Source organism: Rhizobium sp. CECT 9324 (genome assembly GCF_918741265.1).
Lineage (GTDB): Bacteria > Pseudomonadota > Alphaproteobacteria > Rhizobiales > Rhizobiaceae > Allorhizobium.
In genome coordinates, this window is sequence record NZ_CAKKMZ010000001.1 from 515,441 (window position 1) to 536,562 (window position 21,122).

A 21,122-nucleotide genomic window follows, 5' to 3' on the forward strand; every position below is an offset into this window, starting at 1 on the left:
GACGTTCAGTTGGTTTTGATGATCAACAGAGGTTGGCCATATTCGACAGCCTGTTCGTTATCGACCAGGATCTTCGTGACGACACCCTCAACTTTGGCCTCGATGTTGTTCATGAGCTTCATGACCTCAACAATGCAGACCACCGTATCTTCCTTCACGCGATCGCCCACCTTGACAAAGGCAGGGGCGCCAGGCTTCGACGCCGCGTAGAACGTGCCGACCATGGGTGCTGTGATGACCACCTCGTTTTCTGCGGGCTGGTCGTAGGCAGCAGCCGCAGCAGTGGGCACCTGCACGACCGGCTGAACGGCTGGAGCGACGGCATGGTGAGCCGGCGCGGCGGGTAGCGGTGCCGCTACTGACGTTTTTGCGACCTTGCTGTCTGCAAACAGCGCGGAATTCTCGTTCCGCGATAGAGAGATTTCGACCTCGCCGACCTTCAGGTAAAAGTCCTTCACATCCTCAGCGACATTGATCCACTTCAGGATCGCGTTTACTTCCTTGATTGCCTCGTTATCCATTGGCATTGACCTTCTCGACTCCAAGTTTCAGTTCAAAGTTTGCGGTTTTGATTGCGAGCGCGCGTTTGCCCGAATTTTGCGCATGGGCCTGTTTGATAAGGCCGAGCAGGGAACTGTCACCGTCATCTGGGCTGACGTCCTTCTTTGCCTTCACCATTTCGTCCACCTGCGTTCCTGCAAACATTGCGCGCAGGAGCAACGTATCGATATCGTCGTCTGGATAGCGAGCGGCGAGATCGGGCAACATCGGCGGAATCGGACCAGGTTCGCCGGCAATTTCGCTGGCGCCATTGCGGATAATCCGCTCGCGCAGTTCCGGATCAATCGGCGCCAACAGCTTGCCATAATAGCCGAGCACGTATTTCTTGATCTCGTTCGGCACGATCTTGTAGCGCTCGCCAGTGATGACGTTTAGCACGGCCTGGGTGCCGACGAACTGTGCGAATGGCGTGATCATGATGGGATAGGCAAGTTCCGAACGAACCTTGGCGACTTCCACCAGAAGCTCGTCGAAGCGCTCTTCGAGCCCGGCCGTCTTCAGCTGTGACTGGAAGTTCGACAACATGCCGCCCGGAATCTGGTGCATGTAGTGTAGGCCGTTATATTCGACCGGGGCACCGAGAGGTTTACCTTCGACTTCGGCGATCTGGTGAAGCCGCTCGCTCACCTTGGCGATGCGCGCCATGTCGAGGTCCACCTCGTAGCCAAGCGCCTTCAAATCGCGCACCACACTTTGCACGGCAGGCTGGCCGTTGGCATTCGCCAGCGGTGCGATGGACAGGTGCAGTACGTCGACACCGTGTTCGACGGCCTCAAGATAGACCAGCGGGGCTAGTGCCGTGAGGCAGTGGCTGTGGATTTCCAGAGGCCGGTCGCCGATCAAATCCTTGATCGCCGGGACCAGCGTGCGGATGCGCTCAGGGGTAAGGAGGCCGCCTGCGTCCTTGAGCATGAAGGCGTCGATGTCGGTCTTTTCAAGATATTCCTTGGTTTTTGCGATGTAGAGTTCATCGGTGTGAACCGGGCTTTCACAATAAGAGAGTGCCCCAAAAGTTTGCGCGCCAAGTTCCTTCGCCCGTCGAAGACCAGGAGCGATATTGTCGATATCGTTTAGGCCATCGAATGAGCCGATAACGCGAAATCCGTTCGCATAGAGCTGCTCAACCCAGGCATTGATAATATCGTCGGGCAGGAAGTCGAACGACGCGATGTTTCTGGACCGTATCAACGCGCGAAATTTGGTTGAAGGCGCCTTCTCATGGAGTACGCGGACGCGTTCCCATGGATTTTCCTTGAGATAGCGAACGGAAACGTCGAACTGGATCGGCGCAACAAGATCGACCTGGCTGAAGCCGGCCTGGCTGATGTCATCAAGCATCGACAACATATGCGAGGTGCGCATTCTAGTTGCCCATAGGCTCTGTTGACCATCTCTAAAGGTTGTATCGATAACCTCGATTTTGCGCATCGAATTCGGCGGTCGCCCGCCCATCGACATGATCTCCGAGATATGTTGCTTGGGCCGACTTGGCATGCGGCACTCCTCCTATTGGCTGCGCTGAACAAGCGTAGCTTTTGCACTCATTGATGTGTGAAGAGAATATAACTAAGTAATATCAGCATTATAGCTCGATATTTTCGGGCCAACTCCTCCACCAGCTGTCCGAGTTAATTGGCCGGAAGCTAATTTTGAGCGCGGGAAGCGTCAAGGATAAAATCGCTATATGACATTTGTTCACATATCGCACGACTGACGGATTGACGGTTTAACCGGAAAACGAATAGTCTCATTGTCGGACAATGGGATTATAGAGCGGGAATAAACTCGTTCGATCCGCGTTCGGAGGAGCGCCGATCCCATGCCAAGAGGAAATGTGACGCCGACCGCCAACATGACGGCGGCGTGGCGGACACGCAGGGGAACTGTGCTGCATAAAGATGCAGCCGCACCGGGAGGAGAACCGCATGCGACATCTGACGAGACTGGCAACGACGTTAAGCGCCCTTATTTTGGCCGCGGGAACTGCGTCGGCCGCGGAGACATTCAAGGTTGGCATCGTCACCTTTTTGTCCGGACAGGCCGCCCAAAGCTTTGGAATGCCGGCTGCCGACGGGGCAAGGCTCCTGATCAAGAAACTGAACGCGGGAGATGTTCCCGCCCCCTATGCCACGGTTGGTATCGGTGGTCTGCAGATCGAGCCTGTTATCATCGACGAAGCTGGAGGGGCGACTGTTCAGGTTCAGGAGTACAGAAACCTCGTTCAGCGCGAAAATGTCGATGTCGTTATCGGCTATGTCGGATCCGGTGACTGCCTGGCCGTAGCGCCTGTCGCAGAAGAGCTGAAAAAGTTCACGATACTATACGACTGCGGCACGCCACGCATTTTTGAGGATGCGAAATATCAGTTTGTATTCAGATCCGCGGCCACTGCGACGCAGGACAATGTCGGTCTCGTCCGCTACCTAAAAAAGCTGGACGTCGAGATCAACACCTATTCCGGCATTCATCAGGACTACGCCTGGGGCCATGACAGCTGGGTCGACTTCAAGGCGGCCATGGGGCAAATCTATCCGAAGGCCACCATTGCCGCCGAACTCTTCCCGGCCTTTGGTGCCGGTCAGTATGGCACGGAGATTTCCGCTCTCTTGAAGAAGCGGGCGGATGTTGTGCACTCCTCGCTGTGGGGTGGCGATCTACAAGCGCTCATCCTTCAGGGCTTGCCGCGCAGCCTTTTCCAGCGGTCGGTTGTGGCTTTGTCGACTGCAGATCATGTCTTGCCGCCTTTGGGTAAGAACATGCCGGAAGGCGTAATTATTGGCGCGCGAGGATCTTATGGCTACATGGCTCCCGACAGCGAGCTTAATCGGTGGTGGAGCAAAGCTTATCGCGACACCTACAATGTCATACCTGTGCAGGGTCCTTATCGAATGGCCCAGGCTTTGCTCGGCCTCAAGAAGGCGGCCGAGAAAGCGATGAAGGAAAACGGCGGAAAGAAGCCGACGTCGGAGCAACTTGCATCAGCCATGAAGGGGCTGTCCTGGGAGAGCCCCGCCGGACTGATCGAAATGACCAACGGAGATGGTCATCAGGCCATTCAGTCGATCGGTTTCGGCCGCACCAAGAAAGACAAGGATGGCGATATCATCCTGGGGGACATCGTGCAGTTCGGCGCGCGCTGTGTAAACCCGCCTACCCATCTGAAGAGTGTGGATTGGATCAACGCCGGCTTCCCTGGCGCAGAATGCCAGTGACCGAGCCCGCCGGGGCCTCAGGTCCCGGCATTTCGCACTCCTGACGATTGGTATCTGTAATGGACATGACCCTCACCATCCTTCTGGATGGTCTCATCTATGCCTCATGGCTGTTCATCGTCGCTCTCGGGCTAACGCTTGTGTTCGGCGTTCTGAAAATTCTCAATTTTGCCCATGGCGGGCTATACGCGCTGGGTGCCTACGCGGCCGCGATCGCAGTTCCATTCTTTGCCGGTCTGGGCATGCCCGAATGGTTCAGTCTCGTCGCGATGTTTATCGCCGCCGTGGCCGTGGCCGTCCTGATCGCTCCGGTGATCGAGCGAGGACTGTTGCAGTTCTTCTACGGCAAAGATGAAGTGTTGATCCTTCTCATCACCTATGCGGTCTTCCTCATCCTTGAGGATGCAACCAAAATCGTTTTTGGCGTGAACCCATATTACGTCTTTGAACCGCGTGATCTGTTCGGAAACGTTGAGATGGGATCGCTTTTCTATGTTGGATACGACCTGGCGTTGATCGGCCTTGCCGTCATATGCGGTCTTGGGGTCTGGTTCGGGCTGAACAGAACCCGCATCGGCAAGATTACGCTTGCCGTTATTAAAGAGCCCGAAGTCAGCGCTTCCATGGGTGTCAACATTGCGCGTATCTATCTACTCGCCTTTGGCGTGGGTGTGTTCCTGGCCGCGCTGGGCGGCGCATTCACCAGCCCGCTCATTTCCGTTCAACCGGGAAATAGTGTTTCGGTCATCGTCGTCAGCTTTGCGGTGGTGATTATTGGTGGACTGGGCTCAATCCCAGGTGCAGCGATCGGTGCGTTTATCGTTGGATTAGCGAGAGCTTTTGCCGTCTACGAGCTTCCCGAAGCCGAAATCTTCATCATCTACCTCGTGATGGTCGTGGTGCTGATCTTCAGGCCGGAGGGACTTTTCACCCCAATCAAGGCGCGCAAGATATGAATTCGATCTCTCGTACAATCGTTATTGCCGCTCTAGGCGCACTGATATTCATTGCCATCGGCATAGTCGCCCCCTCCTGGCTTCTCTTCACCATGACGAAGGCTGTGGGCTTCGGGCTTGTGGCGCTCGGACTGGTCGGCCTCATGAGGGGAGGACTACTGAGCTTTGGCCAGGGTCTCTATTATTGCGGCGGGGCATATGTGTCCGGCCTTCTGGCTCACTGGGCAGGTGTCACAAATATTGTTGTGCTTCTCGTCGTGGGATTTGTGGCTGGTGGCCTGATTGCCGCCGTCGTCTCCCCGTTTGTCGCACGCTACCGCGGGATTTTCTTCGCGATGCTTACGATGGCCATTTCAATGGTGGCCTATGGCGTGCTTGCCAAGATCGCTGTGATTGGAGGAACCGACGGTTTCAATGTTCCGAAGCCCACGCTTTTCGCCTTCGAGTTGGGCGATAGCGGTTTCGGTCTTTATTCCGTTGCCGTTGTCACAGCAGCCATTGCGGCGGCCCTCTGCCGTACCTTCTTCGACAGCCGCCTCGGATTGCTTGTCAGCGCTTCGCGTGAAAATGAACTCCGTCTCGAATACCTCGGCTCGTCGGTTTATTCGGTGAGTGTGCGAAACTTCATCCTTGCCGGAGCATTGGCGGGGCTGGGCGGCACGTTGAATGGCATTGCTCTCGGCCATGTCGACCCTTTCTTCAGCTACTGGACGACCTCCGGCGAGATGGTGTTCATCGCTATTCTCGGTGGCTACGCGTCCGTTACAGCGGTCTTCGGGACTGCACTGATTACCGAACTCGTACGCTCGTTCTCCGGCCAATACTTCCCGGAAAGCTGGCAAATGCTGCTGGGAATCTTCCTCCTGCTTGTGATCGCTTTTCTTCCTCGTGGAGTCGGATCGCTGTGGGCCAGACCAACCAAGGCTTCGACAGTTCGGGTAGAGAAGGAGTCCACGACGTGAACGCAGCAGTCCTAGAAGTGAAGGGCCTTATGAAGTCCTTCGGCGCACTGGTGGCGGCCAACAATCTGAACGTTGAGGTGATGCCTGCAACACGGCTGTCCCTGATTGGGTCCAATGGTGCGGGGAAGACAACATTCGTCAATATGGTGACCGGCTATCTCAAGCCTGATGCAGGTCAGGTGCGGCTTGACGGAAAAGATATAACGCGTCTGCCCCCGCGGGTCATCACTCGCGCCGGACTTAGCCGCTCCTTCCAGATCCCGCAACTCTGCGAGGCTATGACCCCGATCGATAATATTCTTGTCGCGCTTCAGGTGGCCGATGGGGACACCTCGATTTTTCGGCCGGCCCGCACACGGCAGGCGGTAGACCGAGCGTTTGAAATGCTCGAGCGCTTCAGCCTGGAGCGCTATGCCGATCGTGCCGTCAACGAATTGCCGGGGGGTGTTCGTAAACTTATCGACATTGCTATGTCCCTTGCCAGCCGGCCACGCGTCTTTCTGCTCGATGAACCGACGTCAGGCGTCAGTACGGAGGAAAAGTTTCCGCTGATGGACAAGGTCATGACCGCACTTGATGGTGAACGATCAGCCGTCATTTTCGTCGAGCACGACATGGAAATCGTGACGCGCTACGCCGATCGCGTTCTTGCCTTTTACGCTGGGGAGATCATCGCAGACGACGCGCCGGACCAAGTGCTCAACGATCCTGCCGTGCAGAAATACGTCACCGGAACAGCGAGGTGAGACAATGCTGACTATTCGTGATATCAGCGTAAAGATCGGACAGGTTGAAGCTATTCGCAACTTTTCGATGGACGTCGCTCCGGGCTCCATGATTGGCTTGGTCGGTCGCAACGGCGCGGGCAAGACGACCGTGATGCGAGCGATCATGGGACTTGCCAGACTTGGCAATGGCTCGATCTCGTTCGATGGACAAAATCTCGAAAAGATAGAAGTTTACCGCAGGCCCTCTCTTGGTCTTGGCTACATGCCGGAAACACGAGGCCTTATTCCGGATCTGACTGTAGAGGAAAATATACTTCTGCCGACATGGGTGCGGCCAGGCGTGGATTCGAAGGCGAAGTTGAAGCTTGTCTACGACATCATGCCAGAGTTGGTTCCGATGGCCGGCCGGAAGGCGCTTCTTCTATCGGGAGGCCAACAGAAGCTCGTGGCGCTTGGGCGTGCGCTCACCGTCGGCACTCGGCTTCTCTTACTTGATGAGCCGTTCGAAGGCGTTGCGCCAGCGCTCGCTCAACGGCTTTCCGAAGTGATCTCAGCGCTTCGAAGCGAAAGCCTCTCCACCATCATGAGCATGTCTGAAATCACGCACTCGGAAACTTTGCTCGATCAGATTTGGCGCATCGAACGCGGTGCGAATGTTTCAGACATTCATGCCTGAAGCACCTGTCTGCGTTGATTTCTAATGAAAAGGAACGAACCCATGCAAACAACCAAAGCCGTCATCGCAAACGGGGCAGGTGGCCCTGAAGTGCTCGCCATCGTTGACTACTCATTGCAGGCGCTAGGGCCGAATGAAATGATCGTGCGTGTACATGCGGCCGGCATCAATCGTCCTGATGTCATGCAGAGACAGGGGAACTATGCGCCACCGCTGGGTGCAAGCGAAGTGCTCGGACTAGAGCTATCGGGAACTGTTGAGTTGGTCGGATCGAATGTGAGCCGATTTGCGCCTGGCGATCGGGTGATGGCCCTCGTTGCATCTGGTGCTTATGCTGAACATGCCGTGGTTCACGAAGATGTCGCGCTCGCCATCCCGGATAGAATAGGCTTTATCGAAGCAGGCGCCGTTCCCGAAACCTATTTCACTGTGTGGAGCAATGTTTTCGAGCGGGCGGCGCTTGCTCCGGGCGAGACGCTGCTCGTTCATGGTGGTACCTCCGGGATTGGAACGACAGCAATCCAGCTTGCAAAAGCCCTTGGCGCGGGGCGCGTCATTGCGACAGCAGGTTCGGACGAAAAATGCGCGGCCTGCTTGCAATTGGGTGCTGACCACGCCATCAATTACCGGACCTCCGACTTCGTAAATGAGACAAGAGACCTTACGGATGGTCGTGGACCCGATGTGATCCTCGATATGATCGGTGCGCCGTATTTTCAGAAAAACCTGGATCTCCTTGCGCTCGATGGTCGGATCGCCCAGATTGCGTTTCAGAACGGAAGCCACGCCCACGTCGACCTCGCGCCTCTCCTGTTCAAACGCTTGACTATGACGGGTTCGACATTGCGTGCCCGTCCCGTCGCAATGAAGGCGCGGCTTGCCCGGGCTCTGGAGGAGCGCGTGATGCCGCTATTGGCGGCGGGCCAAGTCCTGCCTGTTATCGATAGTGTGTTCAACTTCGCTAACGTGGCTGACGCCCACGCGCGCATGGATGGCGGCAACCATGTTGGAAAGATCGTTCTAGCGATGACCGATGAGGCTCAGCACGAGCTCGGTGGTGGTGCGCCGTGACTGCAAACAAACGAGATTTGATGGGTGGTCTTGCGAAGGGACTGCGGGTCATCGAGGCGTTTACGGTCCAAGCGCCAAAGCTTAGCATAACCCAGGCTGCACAGCGGATTGGACTGGACCGTGCGACGACTCGCCGCTGTCTCCTGACCTTGGCAGATCTCGGATATTGCGCATATGACGGTAAGTTTTTTACCATCACCCCGCGCGTCTTGCGGCTCGGCACGGGTTGTCTTGCTTCAATGCCGCTGCACAAGATCATTCAGCCTCTGCTGGATGATCTTTCCGAGCAAATCAAACAGAGCACGTCGGTATCAATCCTCGACCATACCGACATCGTCTATATAGCGCGCGCTGCTCAAAGCAGAGTGATGTCGATCGCTCTAATGCCGGGGTCGCGCTTACCCGCATATTGTACGTCCATGGGAAGAGTCTTGCTGGCGGCATTGTCGGAGGCCGAAGCGCGGCAAATTCTTGACGCTTCAACGCGAGATCAACGAACGTCGTTCACGAAAACCAGTGTCGATGCTCTCATGGAGGAGGTGGGCCGCGTTCGCGAACTCGGTTACGCGTCTATCGATCAGGAAGTTGAGATCGGTTTGCGTTCGATTGCAGTTCCGCTGAAAAATACGCGAGGCAAGACGGTGGCGGCGCTGAACATTGGCCTTCCGGCCGCGGCTTTTTCCATGGATGAAGCGATTGATCAATATTTGTGCGCATTAGTGAAAGTGCAGTCAGAATTCGCAACTCTCAGTCTTTAGATTCATTGCGGGGAAAATAGAGTTTATTCCTAAATAGCGGATGTAATATATATAAATATATATTTGTACGTGAGCGTGTAATAACTCACGATGTGTTGCTTTTTATAATCTTTATAATGTGCGATATGTAAACTAATATCTCCTATCGCATTAATGTAATTGTAAAAACTAAAATATATATTTAGATCACTCTCCAGAAGTTCGTATACAGTAGAAGTTGCTGAGAGAAACCATGGAAAAAATAGTTCCTGACCGCTGGGCCGCAATGAAGGACATCTCAGACGGCGCCGTTGTCATGATCGGCGGTTTTGGCGGCTCCGGTGCGCCCATCGAGTTGATCCACGCGCTGATCGACAAGGGACCGAAGAACCTGACGGTCATCAACAACAATGCGGGTAACGGCCGCATCGGCATTGCTGCCATGATCGATGCGGGCATGGTCAGGAAGATGATCTGCTCGTTCCCGCGTTCATCCGATCCGCGCGCCTTCACCGACAGATATCTGGCTGGCGAGATTGAGCTGGAACTTGTGCCGCAGGGCACGCTCGCCGAGCGTATCCGTGCCGGCGGTGCCGGCATTCCGGCGTTCTACACCCCGACCGCCTTCGGCACCGAGCTTGCTAATGGCAAGCCGATTGCCGAATTTGATGGCCGCTCTTACGTGCAGGAACGCTGGCTGAAGGCGGATTTCGCCATCGTGAAAGCTGAGCTTGGCGATACCTATGGTAACCTCACCTACAACAAGGCGGGCCGCAATTTTAACCCGCTGATGTGCATGGCCGCGAAAACCACCATCGCCCAGGTTTCGAAGATCGTCGCTGCCGGTGAGATCGACCCCGAGCATGTCGTCACCCCCGGCATCTTCGTCAACGGCGTCGTGGAAATCCCCGATCCGCAGCAGGAAGAAGTTCTCATTCGCGCGGGAGTAGCCTACGCATGACCCAGACCATCGACACCCGCGAAGACATCAAGCTTTCCAACGCCCAGATCGCCTGGCGCGCGGCGCAGGACATTGAGGACGGCGCTTACGTCAATCTCGGCATCGGCTTTCCCGAAATGGTGGCGCGGTACCAGCCGCCCGGCCGTCAGGCCATTTTCCACACCGAAAACGGCATCCTGAATTTCGGTGAGGCGCCGCCGGAAGGCGAGGAAGACTGGAACCTCATCAATGCCGGCAAGAAGGCCGTGACGCTGAAGCCGGGTGCCTCCTTCTTCCACCATGCCGACAGCTTCGCCATGGTGCGCGGCGGGCATCTGGATGTGGCTATCCTCGGTGCCTATCAGGTGGCGCAGAACGGCGATCTCGCCAATTGGCGCGTCGGCTCCAAGGGCGTGCCGGCCGTCGGCGGCGCGATGGATCTGGTGCATGGCGCAAAGCAGGTTTTCGTCATCACCGAACATGTGACCAAGAACGGCGAACCGAAGCTCGTTGAAAAATGCGCCTTTCCGCTGACCGGCGTCGGCTGCATCACCCGCATCTATACCAGCCATGCGGTGATCGACGTGGTGGATGGCCGTTTCGTTTTGCGCGAAAAACTGGCGGCGATGAGCTTCGATGAATTGCAGGCCATGACCGGCGCGCCTCTCCATATCGATGGCGAAGTCGCCGATCTTGTCGCCCCGGAACTGTGAGGAAAAACCGATGACCGATGCATTCATCTGCGACTATATCCGCACGCCGATCGGCCGCTTCGGCGGCGCGCTTTCCCCGGTGCGGGCCGACGATCTCGGTGCAATTCCCCTGAAGGCGCTTGTCGAGCGCAACCGGTCCGTTGACTGGGAAGCCGTCGAAGACGTGATCTTCGGCTGCGCCAACCAGGCGGGTGAGGATAACCGCAACGTCGCACGCATGTCGTTGCTCTTGGCTGGCCTGCCGGTTTCGGTGACCGGAACCACCATCAATCGCCTTTGCGGTTCGGGCATGGACGCCCTCATCGCGGCCGCCCGCGCCGTGAAATCAGGCGAGGCGGAGCTGATGATCGCCGGCGGCGTCGAAAGCATGAGCCGCGCGCCCTTCGTTTTGCCGAAGGCGGAGAGCGCCTTTTCGCGAAATGCCGAAATCTATGACACCACCATCGGCTGGCGCTTTGTCAATCCGCTGATGAAGGCGCAATATGGCGTCGATTCCATGCCGGAAACCGGGGATAACGTCGCCATTGATTATCAGGTCTCCCGCGAGGATCAGGACGCCTTCGCCGTTCGCAGCCAGCAGAAGGCGGCCGACGCACAGGCCAATGGCCGCCTTGACAGGGAAATCGTGGCCGTGACGATCCCGCAGCGCAAGGGCGATCCGCTGGTGGTTTCGAAGGATGAGCATCCGCGCGCCACAAGCCTCGAATCGCTGGCCAAGCTGAAGCCGGTCAACAGGCGCGAGGGCGCGACGGTGACGGCGGGCAATGCATCAGGCGTCAATGACGGCGCGGCAGCCCTCATCATCGCGTCAGCCGAGGCTGCAAAGAAGTATGGCCTCACTCCCATCGCCCGTATCCTCGGTGGCGCCGCTGTCGGCGTGCCGCCGCGCGTCATGGGCATCGGCCCGGCCCCGGCCTCGCAGAAGCTGCTCTCCCGCATCGGCTGGACGGCGGACGAACTCGACGTCATCGAACTCAATGAAGCGTTTGCCTCCCAAGGCTTGGCGACGCTCCGCCAGCTCGGGATTGCCGATAACGATCCGCGTGCGAACCCGAATGGCGGGGCGATTGCGCTGGGCCACCCCCTGGGCATGAGCGGCGCTCGTATCGCCGGGACGGCAGCACTCGAACTGTCGCTGACCGGCAAGGTAAAGGCGCTGGCCACTATGTGCATCGGTGTCGGTCAGGGGATCGCCATCGCACTCGAGCGGTTCTAGCTCACCCCCCCTACAAATTCCGTTCAAATCCAATTTAGCTGTGGAGGAGCAGTCTCATGCTGTCGCAGGAAGACTATGATATGCAATTTGGGAAAACGCAGATCAGCGTTTCCCAGTCCGAGAGATTCAAGGCTGTAACGTCGGCCGCACTCGGCAACGTCATGGAGTGGTTCGATTTTGCTGTTTACGCATTCTTTGCAACAATCATTGCTGAGAAGTTTTTCCCCGCCACGGATCCCACCGTCTCAATTCTTGCAGCCTTTGCTGCATTCGGCAGTGGGTTCCTGGCCCGTCCGCTTGGAAGTGTGATCATCGGCAGGATTGCCGACACCAAGGGTCGCAAGATCGCACTCATCATAACAATCTATCTCATGGCTTTGTCGACAGTCGGCATCGGATTGCTCCCCTCGTATGAAACGATCGGAATCCTCGCTCCCATATTGCTGGTGTTCTTCAGATTGGTGCAGGGACTGGCTGCTGGCGGCGAATTCGGAGGTGCCACAGCATTCATTGTGGAATGGGCACCGGAAAATCGCCGTGGTCTGTTTGGGTCATTTGTGATGGCCTCGCTCTGTGCCGGCATGTTGCTCGGCTCCGGAGCCGCCGCTTTGGTCACGACGTTTGCGTCCGAGGAGATTCTTTCGGCATGGGCATGGCGAATCCCCTTCCTGCTGGGCGTACTGATCCTCGTGATCGGCGTTTATATGCGCAAGCAGGTAGGTGAGCCGCCGGCTTTCGAAGCGAGTAAGAAAGAGTCACACCATGAGGCAGCCAGTTCGGGCCACCCTGCGGCGGCCGCACTGAGAGCATTCGGATTGTCGATCGCCTGGACAGGTTCATTCTATGTCCTTCTGAGCTACATGCCGACGTTCAGTCAAACCATTCTGCATCTTACCAAGGCTGAGGCGCTCTGGTCCAACACGGTGGGGTTGCTCACAATTGTCATTGCAATTCCGGCCCTCGGGCTCGCATCGGACATCTTTGGCAGAAAACGGGTTCTTCTTCTGGCATGCGTATTCTTCGCCCTGCTGACATACCCGCTCTTTTCGCTGATGATCGCTTACCCGACGTTTCAAGTCGTGGTGACCTGCCAGATCATTTTTTCTCTTCTCGCGGCTTTCTATAATGGTCCCGCCCCGGCCGCGATGGCCGAGATGTTCAGCACCGGATCGAGAACGCTCTGGATGTCTCTCGGATACAGTATCTCCAACGCGATTTTCGGTGGTTTTGCCCCGTTCATCGTCACGCTGCTGATCAAACTGACGGGTTCCAGCCAGGCGCCGAGCTTCTACATCATCCCGATTTCGATCATCTCGGCGCTTGTCATTCTGCGGATGAAGGAGACGGCCCATACCAAACTGCACTGATCCGAGGAACATCGTGACCGCCTGAGAGTGCAGCCTGCCGGCGAAAGGAGCATAGGTCTCCAGCGTCCGGCAGGCCGACCTAAGAGAAGGTAATCCCAATGAATGACTTTCCCGATACTCTTATCGATGGGTATCAGAGGTTCATCGCCGGTCGTTTCAATGAAGAACGAGACAGCTATCAAATGATGGCCGAGAATGGGCAACGGCCCCATACGCTTCTGATTGCATGCTGCGATTCTCGATGCGCTCCTGAAGTGATTTTCGACTGCGGACCTGGCGAGCTCTTTGTCATTCGAAACGTCGCGAATATGGTTCCTCCGTTTGAACCGGACGGCTATTTTCATGCTACGTCAGCTGCCATTGAATTTGCAGTGCAGGCTTTGCGTATTCAAAACATTGTTGTTCTTGGGCACGGCCGCTGCGGAGGTATCAAGGCGGCACTCGTGCCGGGCATGGAGCCCGTTTCAGCCGGCGACTTCATTGGCAAGTGGATGTCGCTCATAAAGCCGGCGGCTGAGCAGATCCAAAGCAGTGAACTCATGACACTTGGCGAGCGCCAAACTGCCCTTGAGCGGGTGTCCATTCGCAACTCTATCGATAACCTGCGCACATTTCCGTATGTCCGCGCCCTTGAAGGCGAGGGCAAACTGCATCTGCGTGGTGCATGGTTTGACATATCGACGGGAGAACTTTGGCTGATGGATCAGACATCCGGCGATTTCGGGCGCCCAGGCGTCGAAAGATTCTCGGCTTCTGGTCGTCCGCAAGCGGCTGAAAAGCCGGCCAAAGTCGTTGAGACCGCCTGATTTGCCAAAATCAGCCAAAACGCTCCTGCATTCGAAGATTGACGGGAATTGGAGCCGTCAGATCGAAACCCGCAACCTCGTAACCTCGGCGAAAATCCTCAATGTGCTTTGCCATCCAGTGTTTGGCCGCCCGGGAGTCCCGACGTTTGATCTCTTCGAAAATCGCCTTGTGGGCTTCCAATAATCGGTGGCGCGCTTGAGGAACAGCGTCATATAGCCGTGTGGTCGCAGAAAACAATAGCTGGCGGATTGGTTCACTGATTAGGACGAGCGCCGCATTGTCCGCCGCTTGTGCGATCAACCGGTGAAATTCAATATCGCTCTCGATAACCATATCATCATCATCAAGATTTTCTTGCAGGTGGGCGATATTTTCGCTCAATGACTCGATGAGATCCTTATCTATCTTTTGGGCGGCCGATGAGGCGGCGAATGGTTCGATTTGAAGCTGAAGTTCCCACAGATCAAGAAAGCTCACGTTCATGAGACCCAGTGCTCGTGTGTTGACCCGCGCGATCTCACTGGCTTGAGGCACCTGAACGATGAGACGTTTGCCACCGACGCGGGTGACCAAGTCTGAATTTTCAAGCGCTCGAATCCCTTCTCTTACCGTCGACCGATTGACGCCAAGTTGTGTAGCGAGTTCGGCCTCCGTCGGCAGTTTGTCGCCTGTCTTCAGGCGCCCGCTCATGATGGCCTCTTCGATCGCTTTGGCAACGCGTTTGTATGTTGGATCCGTGTCGATCTGGATCAGTTTACGATCAGAAAGCGAGTTTGCCATTATGGCGATACTCCAGCTTGAGTTCTTATTCGGCCGGTCAACTAGCACACCTTTTGGTCATTCGGGAGCCGTATGTGTCACTGAAAGCTCGCTTTCGGTCGCAGCCCGAGGGCTCGTGTGTTGTGCAAGGGACTCATTCTCAAAAGTCCTTACAGACCGGAAACCAGATGGCCACCATCAACCGCGAGCACCGCACCGGTTACATAGGAAGCACCTGGCGAGCACAGGAGCCGGAGTGGTTCGTCCAAATCAGACATCTGACCCAGTCTGCGTTGAGGAATGCGACGGATTAGCTGCGCGCCGGCCTCGCTCGCAAGAAAGTCACGATTCATCGGCGTTTCAATGTAACCGGGACACAGCGCGTTTACGCGAATGTTATAGCGCGCCCACTCTAATGCCAGAGCCTTCGTAATCTGGACGACTGCCGATTTCGAGGCGATGTAACTGGACAGACCACTGGAGACACGGAGGCCCAGGATAGAGGCGACGTTGACGATCGCCCCTCCGCCGGTGTGTTGCATACGTTGGCCGACTGCCTGAGCGGTAAAGAAAACGCCGTTCAGGTTTGTCTCAACCACGCGTTTAAAATCGTCCGCTGAGGTTTGGAGAGCGGGGCTCGGCTGACTGATACCGGCATTGTTCACGAGAACATCGATATCGTACGGGATAGAAGCGATCGCATTGCTGATTGAAGCCGCATCTGACACATCAGCGATCACGAAACTCGCTTGGCCACCTTCGTTAAGGATTTCGTTGGTTATCGCCTCGAGCTTTTCTGCGCTGCGCGCGACGAGAATAACATTATCACCGTCAGCGGCGATGCGCCGCGCGAAATGTTCACCCATTCCGCGCGACGCCCCCGTGACGACAAAGTTTCGTTTCGTCCTGCCGTGGCTGTTCTGTTGCATTGTCGGACCATCCGACTATAGGGGCGGCAAGTCAAGCCTATCCTGCCGTCCGCATTGCCTTGCTCACCTTGTGAAGATCAGAGGCCTGCACGGGGGCAGCGACGCGAAACGTTGATATCAGTCTGAGGAGTTCTTCTGTGTCTTTTGCCAGAGCTTCCGCTGACGCGGTCGTTTCCTCCGCCATAGCGGCGTTGTGCTGCGTTGCCACGTCAAGTTGATTGAGGGAACTTGCTATCGATCGAAGCGTAAGATCCTGTTCAGCGGCCGAGTTGGCAATCTTTTCTACGATCTGGCTGGCAACGCCGATCTGGCCGGAAATTCGCTTCAATGCTTCGCCGGTTTCACAGACAAGCCTGACACCGTTTTGCACCTCACCCGATGAGCGAGAAATTTGGTCTTTAATCTCCTTTGCAGCAGTTGCCGAACGTTGAGCGAGTTCCCGAACCTCCTGGGCAACGACCGCGAAGCCCTTGCCTGATTCTCCCCCGCGCGCGGCCTCCACGCCCGCATTCAAGGCGAGCAGGTTTGTCTGGAAGGCGATTTCGTCGATGACCCCGATAATCTTGGAAATTTCATCGGATGAACGTTCGATACTACTCATGGCTGTTATGGCTTCGGAGACAATGATGTCTGAGCGATCTGCTTCTAAGCTGACGGAGGTGACACGCTGCGAAGCGTCTTTCGCACCCTCCGCCGTTTGCCGGACGGTAACGGTCAATTCGTCAAGAGCAGCGGACGTCTCTTCAAGGTTGGCAGCCTGGCGTTCGGTTCGCTGGGAGAGGTCGTTCGACGCACGACGAATTTCTTCCTTGGCACCGCCAATATCGATGCCCTTTGCATTGACCTCCGACATCGCGGCTTCAAGATGGGCGAGTGCCTTGTTAAAATTGGTTCGGAGCTTTTCGTATGCGGGGCCAAGATCGCCACAACGTGTGGTAAGATCACTGGTGGCGAGCTTTTCTAGTGCCTCGCCGATCGTGGCAACGACATGCGCCTGACTTGCGGCTTCTTTTTGCTGGGCGTCGAAGTTCTCCTGACGCTCGCGATCAAGATCCTGTCTCTGTTGTTCTTCGCGTTCAGCCAGCATGTGGCGCTCTCGGATCTTCTCCTGCAATTCCCGTGTCGCTTTCGCCATCGTTCCGATCTCATTTGACATGGCGATATGCGGGACAGCACTTTCGACATCCTCGTCCGCAACAGCGCGAAGTGCGGTGTGAACGGCGCTGAGTGGTTTCGTGATGTTGCGGATAACCGATACGGTTGCACCCAGGGCAACCAGAAAGGCGGCAAACCATGCGGAGGCCACCTGGAAGATGGTTTGGTTCACCTCTGCCTGCAGGTCGTCGGTGTAGACGCCGGTTGCCACGACAATCTGCCAGGGTTCAAAGAATTGTGAATAGGTGGCTTTTTCGAAAAGTTCATCGGCCGGCTCGCCTGGCTTGTCCCAGTAGTATAGCGAGATTCCCCCGCCTGCTTTCGCCTTGGCGAGCATATCCTCCCGGAAAAGATTGCCTTTTTTATCCGGCTGCCCCTTGAAATTCGTGCCGACCAATTTCGAGCTATAGTGGAACTGGACTGTGATTTCAGGATCGAATGCCCAGAGATAACCTGCTGGCTCAAACTTGACCGCCGAAATCGTCGAATAAGCCTGATGCTGGGCTTCCACATGATCAAGCTCGCCAGCCTTTTCCTTCGCATAGTAGAATTGAAGGATCGATATGCCGGACTCTACTTGCGTCCGTAGCATGCCGTAACGTTCATTGTATATCGCAGTTATCGAGGTCCGAACCTGGTAGTAGGTCACGCCAGCAAATGCTGCCATCAGGACCGCAACCATGCTGAACAATTGGTGGGATATTTTCATATTCTTCATGACTGGCTCACGATTGGGCTGCCGGAAACTCTGAAAGAGCCGGGTGGGTCGCTAGTATGTGTTGGAGCAACGCAGTATTGTTGACGTGCTGCCCGATAACAGTGTTCGGGAAGGGTTGAATAAAATTTTAATTTGCTGCTGCTTTGCTATTCTTGAAGCGAAAGCATTGTCGAAATTCGATATGCGCACAAATGAAGGCGTCCGTATCAAGGTCAGCCGCCGAAGTAAACTAATGGCATGGCGTCCGCTTTCTATGACGTTGGTCATGTGTGAGTTGCAATCTTGACCTTCAACTTGACTTTAATGTCATTGTCGATGCTCAGACTTCGTCCGGACGAGCCCAAAGAGAACAAATAATGAGCAGACGAATCCTTCATGTGGTCAGCAATGTGTCGCATTTCGATGATCCCTCCCATCCAACAGGGCTTTGGTTATCCGAGCTCACTCATGCCTATGATGTCTTCGCTGAGAATGGGTTTGAGCAGCGCTTGATCAGCCCCCTTGGGGGTATGTCACCTCTTGAGCCGCGCGCGCTGAAGTGGCCGCTGTTGGATGCTTCTGCCAATGCTTGGCTCAATGACCCGGCCAAGATGAACCTCTTAGAGACGACAGATAACCCTGAAAATATTGATCCCGAACAATATGATGCGATCTACTTCACTGGCGGTCATGCGGTCATGTGGGATTTCCCCAACAGCGTTGCACTTCAGCAAATTGCACGCACAATGTGGGAGAGTGGGAAGATCGTCTCTTCGGTCTGTCACGGTTATTGCGGACTGTTGAACACTCGGCTGTCCGACGGCAAGCTTCTGGTCTCGGGACGTCGTGTCACAGGATTTTCCTGGACCGAGGAGATATTGGCGGGGGTCGCCAAGGTGATGCCCTATAACGCTGAGAAAGAGATGAAGCGGCGGGGGGCATTGTACGAAAAAGCTCTCCTGCCTTTCGCATCATATGTAGTCACCGACGGGAGGTTGGTCACAGGCCAAAATCCATTCTCTGCTAAGGCGACTGCTGAACGAGTGGTGAACCTTCTTCGACCCTAAGATTTGTCCCAACTCATCCAGAATTCTATGTCCACGATTATGATCATCGACACTCGCTCATATGCAGCTTCGACGCCTTCGATCAATCAAACGGTTTTGCCATAGATCACGTCGCGTCGATCCACGACCAGTGCGGCTCCAGATGTCGGCGACAACCTTGCTGATATGCGTGTGCTCCGGCTCTGTTCTGATTGGCAGTAAGACCGGCCCATATGCCAAGGATCGTCGCCCCTAGTTGCCGGTGGTGGTTGAGGGGTTTCCTGTGCTCGGAAGGATCAACTTCTTCGAGCGTGCGCGTTCCTTCACGGTTGGCTGGTCGCGCCCTTCTTGAACCAGATCGACAAGGCCTACGGCGCGAACAATTCCCATCCTTGGTGACTGCCATGTAAGGGTGCCTGCAACGGGGAGGCGTAGAAGAATAAGCTTGGCGCTTTGTACGAAAAAGTCTTCTTGCCCGTTGTAGATGGCCGGTTGTTGACGGAGAATGCCTTCTCGACGACGGTCACAGCGGAAAAAATGGTCGCGCTTCTCTGAAAAGACGTGTGTCTAACCGGCTCTGACAGAGCGGCGTCGGCCCGCCTTGCCAAGAAGCCTAGTGTCGTCAGCCTCGAGGGTAGGTCCTTCCACGTCCTTGCCGAGCATGCGGAGCAGAACCCGTCGCGCATTGGTGGCGCAGTCCATGTCGCCAGGCTTTGCCTCGATATCCTCAAGAAGCGCGACGAGCTGCGCCTTGCTCTGGGTTAGCCGCATTTTCAACGCCTCTATATCCGCTACCTTGCGGCGGAGCGCCTCGACCAGGCCGCCATGGTCCCACCGATCCAGGTCGGGCGGCAGGAGCGTGCGGATTTCATCGAGGCTGAAGCCGGCAGCCTGCGCAGTGGTGATCAGTTCGAGTACCATTACCGCTTCCGGCGGATAGGTGCGATAGCCGTTTGGGCGTCGTTCGACCGTCTTCAGGAGGCCCGCGCTTTCATAGAAGCGGATACGCGAGTTCGTTAGCCCCGTTCGCTTTGCCAATTCACCGATGTTCATGTGCGAAATTCCCTCATAAAGTCACTTGACCATAAAGTTAGCTTAAACGTTAAGGTCTGTCCAAATTTAATTTGGAGACCTTCCCATGCCCTTATTTTCCCCGCTGATGCTACCAAATGGCGCCACTATCCCGAACCGCATCGCCAAGGCTGCGATGGAAGAGAATATGGCGGATAGCGACCACGCGCCGTCCGCCGAGCTCATCAGCCTCTATCGTGCGTGGGCCGCGGGCGGATCCGGGCTCATCATCACCGGCAATGTGATGATAGACGCCCGTGCCATGACTGGACCGGCCGGCGTTGTCCTGGAAGACGACCGTTATCTCGATCGCTTCGAGACATGGGCGGATGCCGCGCGCTCGGATGATGGCCAAGTGTGGATGCAGATCAATCATCCCGGGCGCCAGATGCCCGCTGGGCTCGGCCAGCCGACAGTGGCTCCATCCGCGATCGCCCTTGATCTTGGCGCACAGTCCAAGGTTTTCCCGGTGCCGCGGGAAATGACTCCCGCCGACATCGCCGAAGTCGAGCGCCGTTTTGTCAACACTGCGGTCCTGGCGGAACGCGCGGGCTTTACCGGCGTCGAGATACACGCGGCCCACGGCTATCTCTTGAGCCAGTTCCTCTCGCCGCTCGCCAACCACCGCAAGGATCGTTGGGGCGGAAACCTCGAAAACCGTGCGCGTCTTTTGCTGGATATCGTTCGCAGTGTACGCGCGGCCGTCTCGCCGGGCTTTGCCGTGGCGGTCAAACTTAACTCGGCCGATTTCCAGCGTGGCGGTTTCTCGCCTGACGATGCGCAAGCCGTGGTCGCCATGCTCGGCAACCTCGGTGTAGACCTCGTTGAGTTGTCCGGTGGCAGCTATGAAGCGCCGGCGATGATGGGTGCGGCGCGCGATGACCGCACCTTGGCGCGCGAAGCCTACTTCCTCGAATTTGCGCGCAAGATCGCAGAAGTAGCGACGATGCCGCTAATGGTCACAGGCGGCATCAGGCGTCGCGAGGTGGCGGAAACGGTGATCGAAAGCGGCGTGGCCATGGCAGGGATCGGCACCGCGCTTGCCATCGAGCCGAATTTGCCGCGCAACTGGAAGCTCGGGAAAAATGACTCCCCAACGCTGAAGCCGATCACCTGGAAGAACAAGCCGATCGCATCTTCGGCGCATATGGCCGCTGTCCGCTACCAATTGGTTCGCCTCAGCCGTCGCCGTCGCACGGCTCCGAATGTTTCACCGGTCTGGGCGTTGCTTACTTCGCAAATATCCGCAAAGCGTAGTGCACGTCAGTATCGGCGCTGGATAGCTGCGCGGAAGGCGGCGGCCTTATCGTAGGCTAGCGAACCGCACACGTCAGTGAGCGGCACGCTGTGCTTGACCCTAAACCGACTTTAACGTTATCATAAGGCTCTGATCCTCGCGCCGGCGGTCGGTCAGAAAGCTACCGGGTGATATGCCTGGGTACCATCGTGCGGCTTAACGTGGGTAAAGATGCGCAGACGACCGTCTAAGTGCCGACATCGCTGCAGAACCTGCCTGCCA

Annotated in this window: 20 protein-coding genes; 14 read left to right on the plus strand and 6 right to left on the minus strand. The window is 56.3% G+C overall.

Going from position 1 to position 21,122, the window contains the following annotated elements; translation table 11 throughout:
- Positions 1-5 precede the first annotated feature (5 nt).
- Both accB and LQ231_RS02390 read right to left on the minus strand, forming a co-directional pair.
- Positions 6-521: an acetyl-CoA carboxylase biotin carboxyl carrier protein gene (gene accB / locus LQ231_RS02385; RefSeq protein WP_230170138.1), complete on the minus strand. Its 516-nt coding sequence runs from the start codon at positions 519-521 to the stop codon at positions 6-8.
- A complete protein-coding gene (locus LQ231_RS02390; protein ID WP_356634738.1) occupies positions 514-2,055 on the minus strand; it encodes a pyruvate carboxylase subunit B in 1,542 nt (513 codons plus the stop codon). The genes accB and LQ231_RS02390 overlap by 8 nt, the downstream gene beginning before the upstream one ends.
- A gap of 431 nt (positions 2,056-2,486) precedes the next feature.
- On the opposite strand from LQ231_RS02390, the gene LQ231_RS02395 reads away from it, so the two are divergent.
- From LQ231_RS02395 to LQ231_RS02450, 12 genes are all read left to right on the plus strand, one after another.
- Positions 2,487-3,773, plus strand: a complete 1,287-nt coding sequence (locus tag LQ231_RS02395; protein ID WP_230170139.1) for an ABC transporter substrate-binding protein — start codon at positions 2,487-2,489, stop codon at positions 3,771-3,773.
- Positions 3,774-3,832: 59 nt separating this feature from the next.
- On the plus strand, positions 3,833-4,729 hold the full coding sequence (locus LQ231_RS02400) for a branched-chain amino acid ABC transporter permease (protein WP_230170140.1): 897 nt from the start codon (positions 3,833-3,835) through the stop codon (positions 4,727-4,729).
- Entirely contained in the window at positions 4,726-5,691 is a 966-nt protein-coding gene (locus LQ231_RS02405) for a branched-chain amino acid ABC transporter permease (RefSeq protein ID WP_230170141.1), read from the plus strand. The genes LQ231_RS02400 and LQ231_RS02405 overlap by 4 nt, the downstream gene beginning before the upstream one ends.
- On the plus strand, positions 5,634-6,437 hold the full coding sequence (locus LQ231_RS02410; protein WP_230170142.1) for an ABC transporter ATP-binding protein: 804 nt from the start codon (positions 5,634-5,636) through the stop codon (positions 6,435-6,437). Before LQ231_RS02405 ends, LQ231_RS02410 begins: the two co-directional genes overlap by 58 nt.
- A 4-nt stretch (positions 6,438-6,441) precedes the next feature.
- A complete protein-coding gene (locus tag LQ231_RS02415; RefSeq protein WP_230170143.1) occupies positions 6,442-7,095 on the plus strand; it encodes an ATP-binding cassette domain-containing protein in 654 nt (217 codons plus the stop codon).
- Between the two features lie 42 nt (positions 7,096-7,137).
- Entirely contained in the window at positions 7,138-8,166 is a 1,029-nt protein-coding gene (locus LQ231_RS02420; protein WP_230170144.1) for an NAD(P)H-quinone oxidoreductase, read from the plus strand.
- Complete coding sequence (locus LQ231_RS02425) at positions 8,163-8,924, plus strand: IclR family transcriptional regulator C-terminal domain-containing protein (RefSeq protein ID WP_230170145.1); 762 nt, start codon at positions 8,163-8,165, stop codon at positions 8,922-8,924. The genes LQ231_RS02420 and LQ231_RS02425 overlap by 4 nt, the downstream gene beginning before the upstream one ends.
- 232 nt (positions 8,925-9,156) lie before the next feature.
- A complete protein-coding gene (locus LQ231_RS02430) occupies positions 9,157-9,864 on the plus strand; it encodes a 3-oxoacid CoA-transferase subunit A (RefSeq protein ID WP_230170146.1) in 708 nt (235 codons plus the stop codon).
- On the plus strand, positions 9,861-10,556 hold the full coding sequence (locus LQ231_RS02435) for a CoA transferase subunit B (protein WP_082184838.1): 696 nt from the start codon (positions 9,861-9,863) through the stop codon (positions 10,554-10,556). Before LQ231_RS02430 ends, LQ231_RS02435 begins: the two co-directional genes overlap by 4 nt.
- A 10-nt stretch (positions 10,557-10,566) precedes the next feature.
- Positions 10,567-11,772, plus strand: coding sequence for a 3-oxoadipyl-CoA thiolase (pcaF, locus tag LQ231_RS02440; RefSeq protein ID WP_230170147.1), 1,206 nt, complete (start codon positions 10,567-10,569; stop codon positions 11,770-11,772).
- A gap of 56 nt (positions 11,773-11,828) precedes the next feature.
- Positions 11,829-13,139 (plus strand): MFS transporter, encoded by a 1,311-nt coding sequence (locus LQ231_RS02445; RefSeq protein ID WP_230170148.1) that lies wholly within the window; start codon positions 11,829-11,831, stop codon positions 13,137-13,139.
- Between the two features lie 98 nt (positions 13,140-13,237).
- A complete protein-coding gene (locus LQ231_RS02450; protein ID WP_111813288.1) occupies positions 13,238-13,945 on the plus strand; it encodes a carbonic anhydrase in 708 nt (235 codons plus the stop codon).
- 10 nt (positions 13,946-13,955) lie between these two features.
- Here the strand turns inward: LQ231_RS02450 and LQ231_RS02455 are convergent, their stop codons facing one another.
- The 3 genes from LQ231_RS02455 to LQ231_RS02465 all read right to left on the minus strand — a co-directional run bounded on the left by LQ231_RS02455 (position 13,956) and on the right by LQ231_RS02465 (position 17,507).
- Positions 13,956-14,726 carry an FCD domain-containing protein gene (locus LQ231_RS02455; RefSeq protein WP_111813286.1) on the minus strand — a complete coding sequence of 257 codons (771 nt, stop codon included), beginning with the start codon at positions 14,724-14,726 and terminating at the stop codon, positions 13,956-13,958.
- 149 nt (positions 14,727-14,875) lie between these two features.
- The gene (locus LQ231_RS02460; RefSeq protein WP_230170149.1) at positions 14,876-15,634 is read right to left on the minus strand and encodes an SDR family NAD(P)-dependent oxidoreductase; all 759 of its coding nucleotides are present in this window, start codon (positions 15,632-15,634) and stop codon (positions 14,876-14,878) included.
- 37 nt (positions 15,635-15,671) lie between these two features.
- Positions 15,672-17,507, minus strand: coding sequence for a methyl-accepting chemotaxis protein (locus LQ231_RS02465; RefSeq protein WP_230170150.1), 1,836 nt, complete (start codon positions 17,505-17,507; stop codon positions 15,672-15,674).
- Between the two features lie 356 nt (positions 17,508-17,863).
- Between LQ231_RS02465 and LQ231_RS02470 the strand changes: the two genes are divergently transcribed.
- Entirely contained in the window at positions 17,864-18,553 is a 690-nt protein-coding gene (locus LQ231_RS02470) for a type 1 glutamine amidotransferase domain-containing protein (RefSeq protein ID WP_230170151.1), read from the plus strand.
- A 546-nt stretch (positions 18,554-19,099) separates the two neighbouring features.
- On the opposite strand, the gene LQ231_RS02475 is transcribed toward LQ231_RS02470, so the two are convergent.
- Positions 19,100-19,585, minus strand: a complete 486-nt coding sequence (locus LQ231_RS02475; RefSeq protein ID WP_230170152.1) for a MerR family transcriptional regulator — start codon at positions 19,583-19,585, stop codon at positions 19,100-19,102.
- Positions 19,586-19,670: 85 nt separating this feature from the next.
- On the opposite strand from LQ231_RS02475, the gene LQ231_RS02480 reads away from it, so the two are divergent.
- A complete protein-coding gene (locus LQ231_RS02480; protein WP_230170153.1) occupies positions 19,671-20,915 on the plus strand; it encodes an NADH:flavin oxidoreductase/NADH oxidase family protein in 1,245 nt (414 codons plus the stop codon).
- Positions 20,916-21,122: the final 207 nt, after the last annotated feature.

What these genes read in the sequence shown, in the direction of transcription:
- LQ231_RS02455 (WP_111813286.1), bottom strand. Translation starts at nt 14,726, where the DNA reads ATGGCAAACTCGCTTTCTGATCGTAAACTGATCCAGATCGACACGGAT.
- LQ231_RS02405 (WP_230170141.1), top strand. Translation starts at nt 4,726, where the DNA reads ATGAATTCGATCTCTCGTACAATCGTTATTGCCGCTCTAGGCGCACTG.
- LQ231_RS02465 (WP_230170150.1), bottom strand. Translation starts at nt 17,507, where the DNA reads ATGAAGAATATGAAAATATCCCACCAATTGTTCAGCATGGTTGCGGTC.
- LQ231_RS02400 (WP_230170140.1), top strand. Translation starts at nt 3,833, where the DNA reads ATGGACATGACCCTCACCATCCTTCTGGATGGTCTCATCTATGCCTCA.
- LQ231_RS02445 (WP_230170148.1), top strand. Translation starts at nt 11,829, where the DNA reads ATGCTGTCGCAGGAAGACTATGATATGCAATTTGGGAAAACGCAGATC.
- LQ231_RS02415 (WP_230170143.1), top strand. Translation starts at nt 6,442, where the DNA reads ATGCTGACTATTCGTGATATCAGCGTAAAGATCGGACAGGTTGAAGCT.
- LQ231_RS02480 (WP_230170153.1), top strand. Translation starts at nt 19,671, where the DNA reads ATGCCCTTATTTTCCCCGCTGATGCTACCAAATGGCGCCACTATCCCG.
- LQ231_RS02435 (WP_082184838.1), top strand. Translation starts at nt 9,861, where the DNA reads ATGACCCAGACCATCGACACCCGCGAAGACATCAAGCTTTCCAACGCC.
- LQ231_RS02395 (WP_230170139.1), top strand. Translation starts at nt 2,487, where the DNA reads ATGCGACATCTGACGAGACTGGCAACGACGTTAAGCGCCCTTATTTTG.
- LQ231_RS02475 (WP_230170152.1), bottom strand. Translation starts at nt 19,585, where the DNA reads ATGAACATCGGTGAATTGGCAAAGCGAACGGGGCTAACGAACTCGCGT.
- LQ231_RS02450 (WP_111813288.1), top strand. Translation starts at nt 13,238, where the DNA reads ATGAATGACTTTCCCGATACTCTTATCGATGGGTATCAGAGGTTCATC.
- LQ231_RS02420 (WP_230170144.1), top strand. Translation starts at nt 7,138, where the DNA reads ATGCAAACAACCAAAGCCGTCATCGCAAACGGGGCAGGTGGCCCTGAA.
- LQ231_RS02470 (WP_230170151.1), top strand. Translation starts at nt 17,864, where the DNA reads ATGAGCAGACGAATCCTTCATGTGGTCAGCAATGTGTCGCATTTCGAT.
- LQ231_RS02430 (WP_230170146.1), top strand. Translation starts at nt 9,157, where the DNA reads ATGGAAAAAATAGTTCCTGACCGCTGGGCCGCAATGAAGGACATCTCA.
- LQ231_RS02390 (WP_356634738.1), bottom strand. Translation starts at nt 2,055, where the DNA reads ATGCCAAGTCGGCCCAAGCAACATATCTCGGAGATCATGTCGATGGGC.
- pcaF (WP_230170147.1), top strand. Translation starts at nt 10,567, where the DNA reads ATGACCGATGCATTCATCTGCGACTATATCCGCACGCCGATCGGCCGC.
- accB (WP_230170138.1), bottom strand. Translation starts at nt 521, where the DNA reads ATGGATAACGAGGCAATCAAGGAAGTAAACGCGATCCTGAAGTGGATC.
- LQ231_RS02460 (WP_230170149.1), bottom strand. Translation starts at nt 15,634, where the DNA reads ATGCAACAGAACAGCCACGGCAGGACGAAACGAAACTTTGTCGTCACG.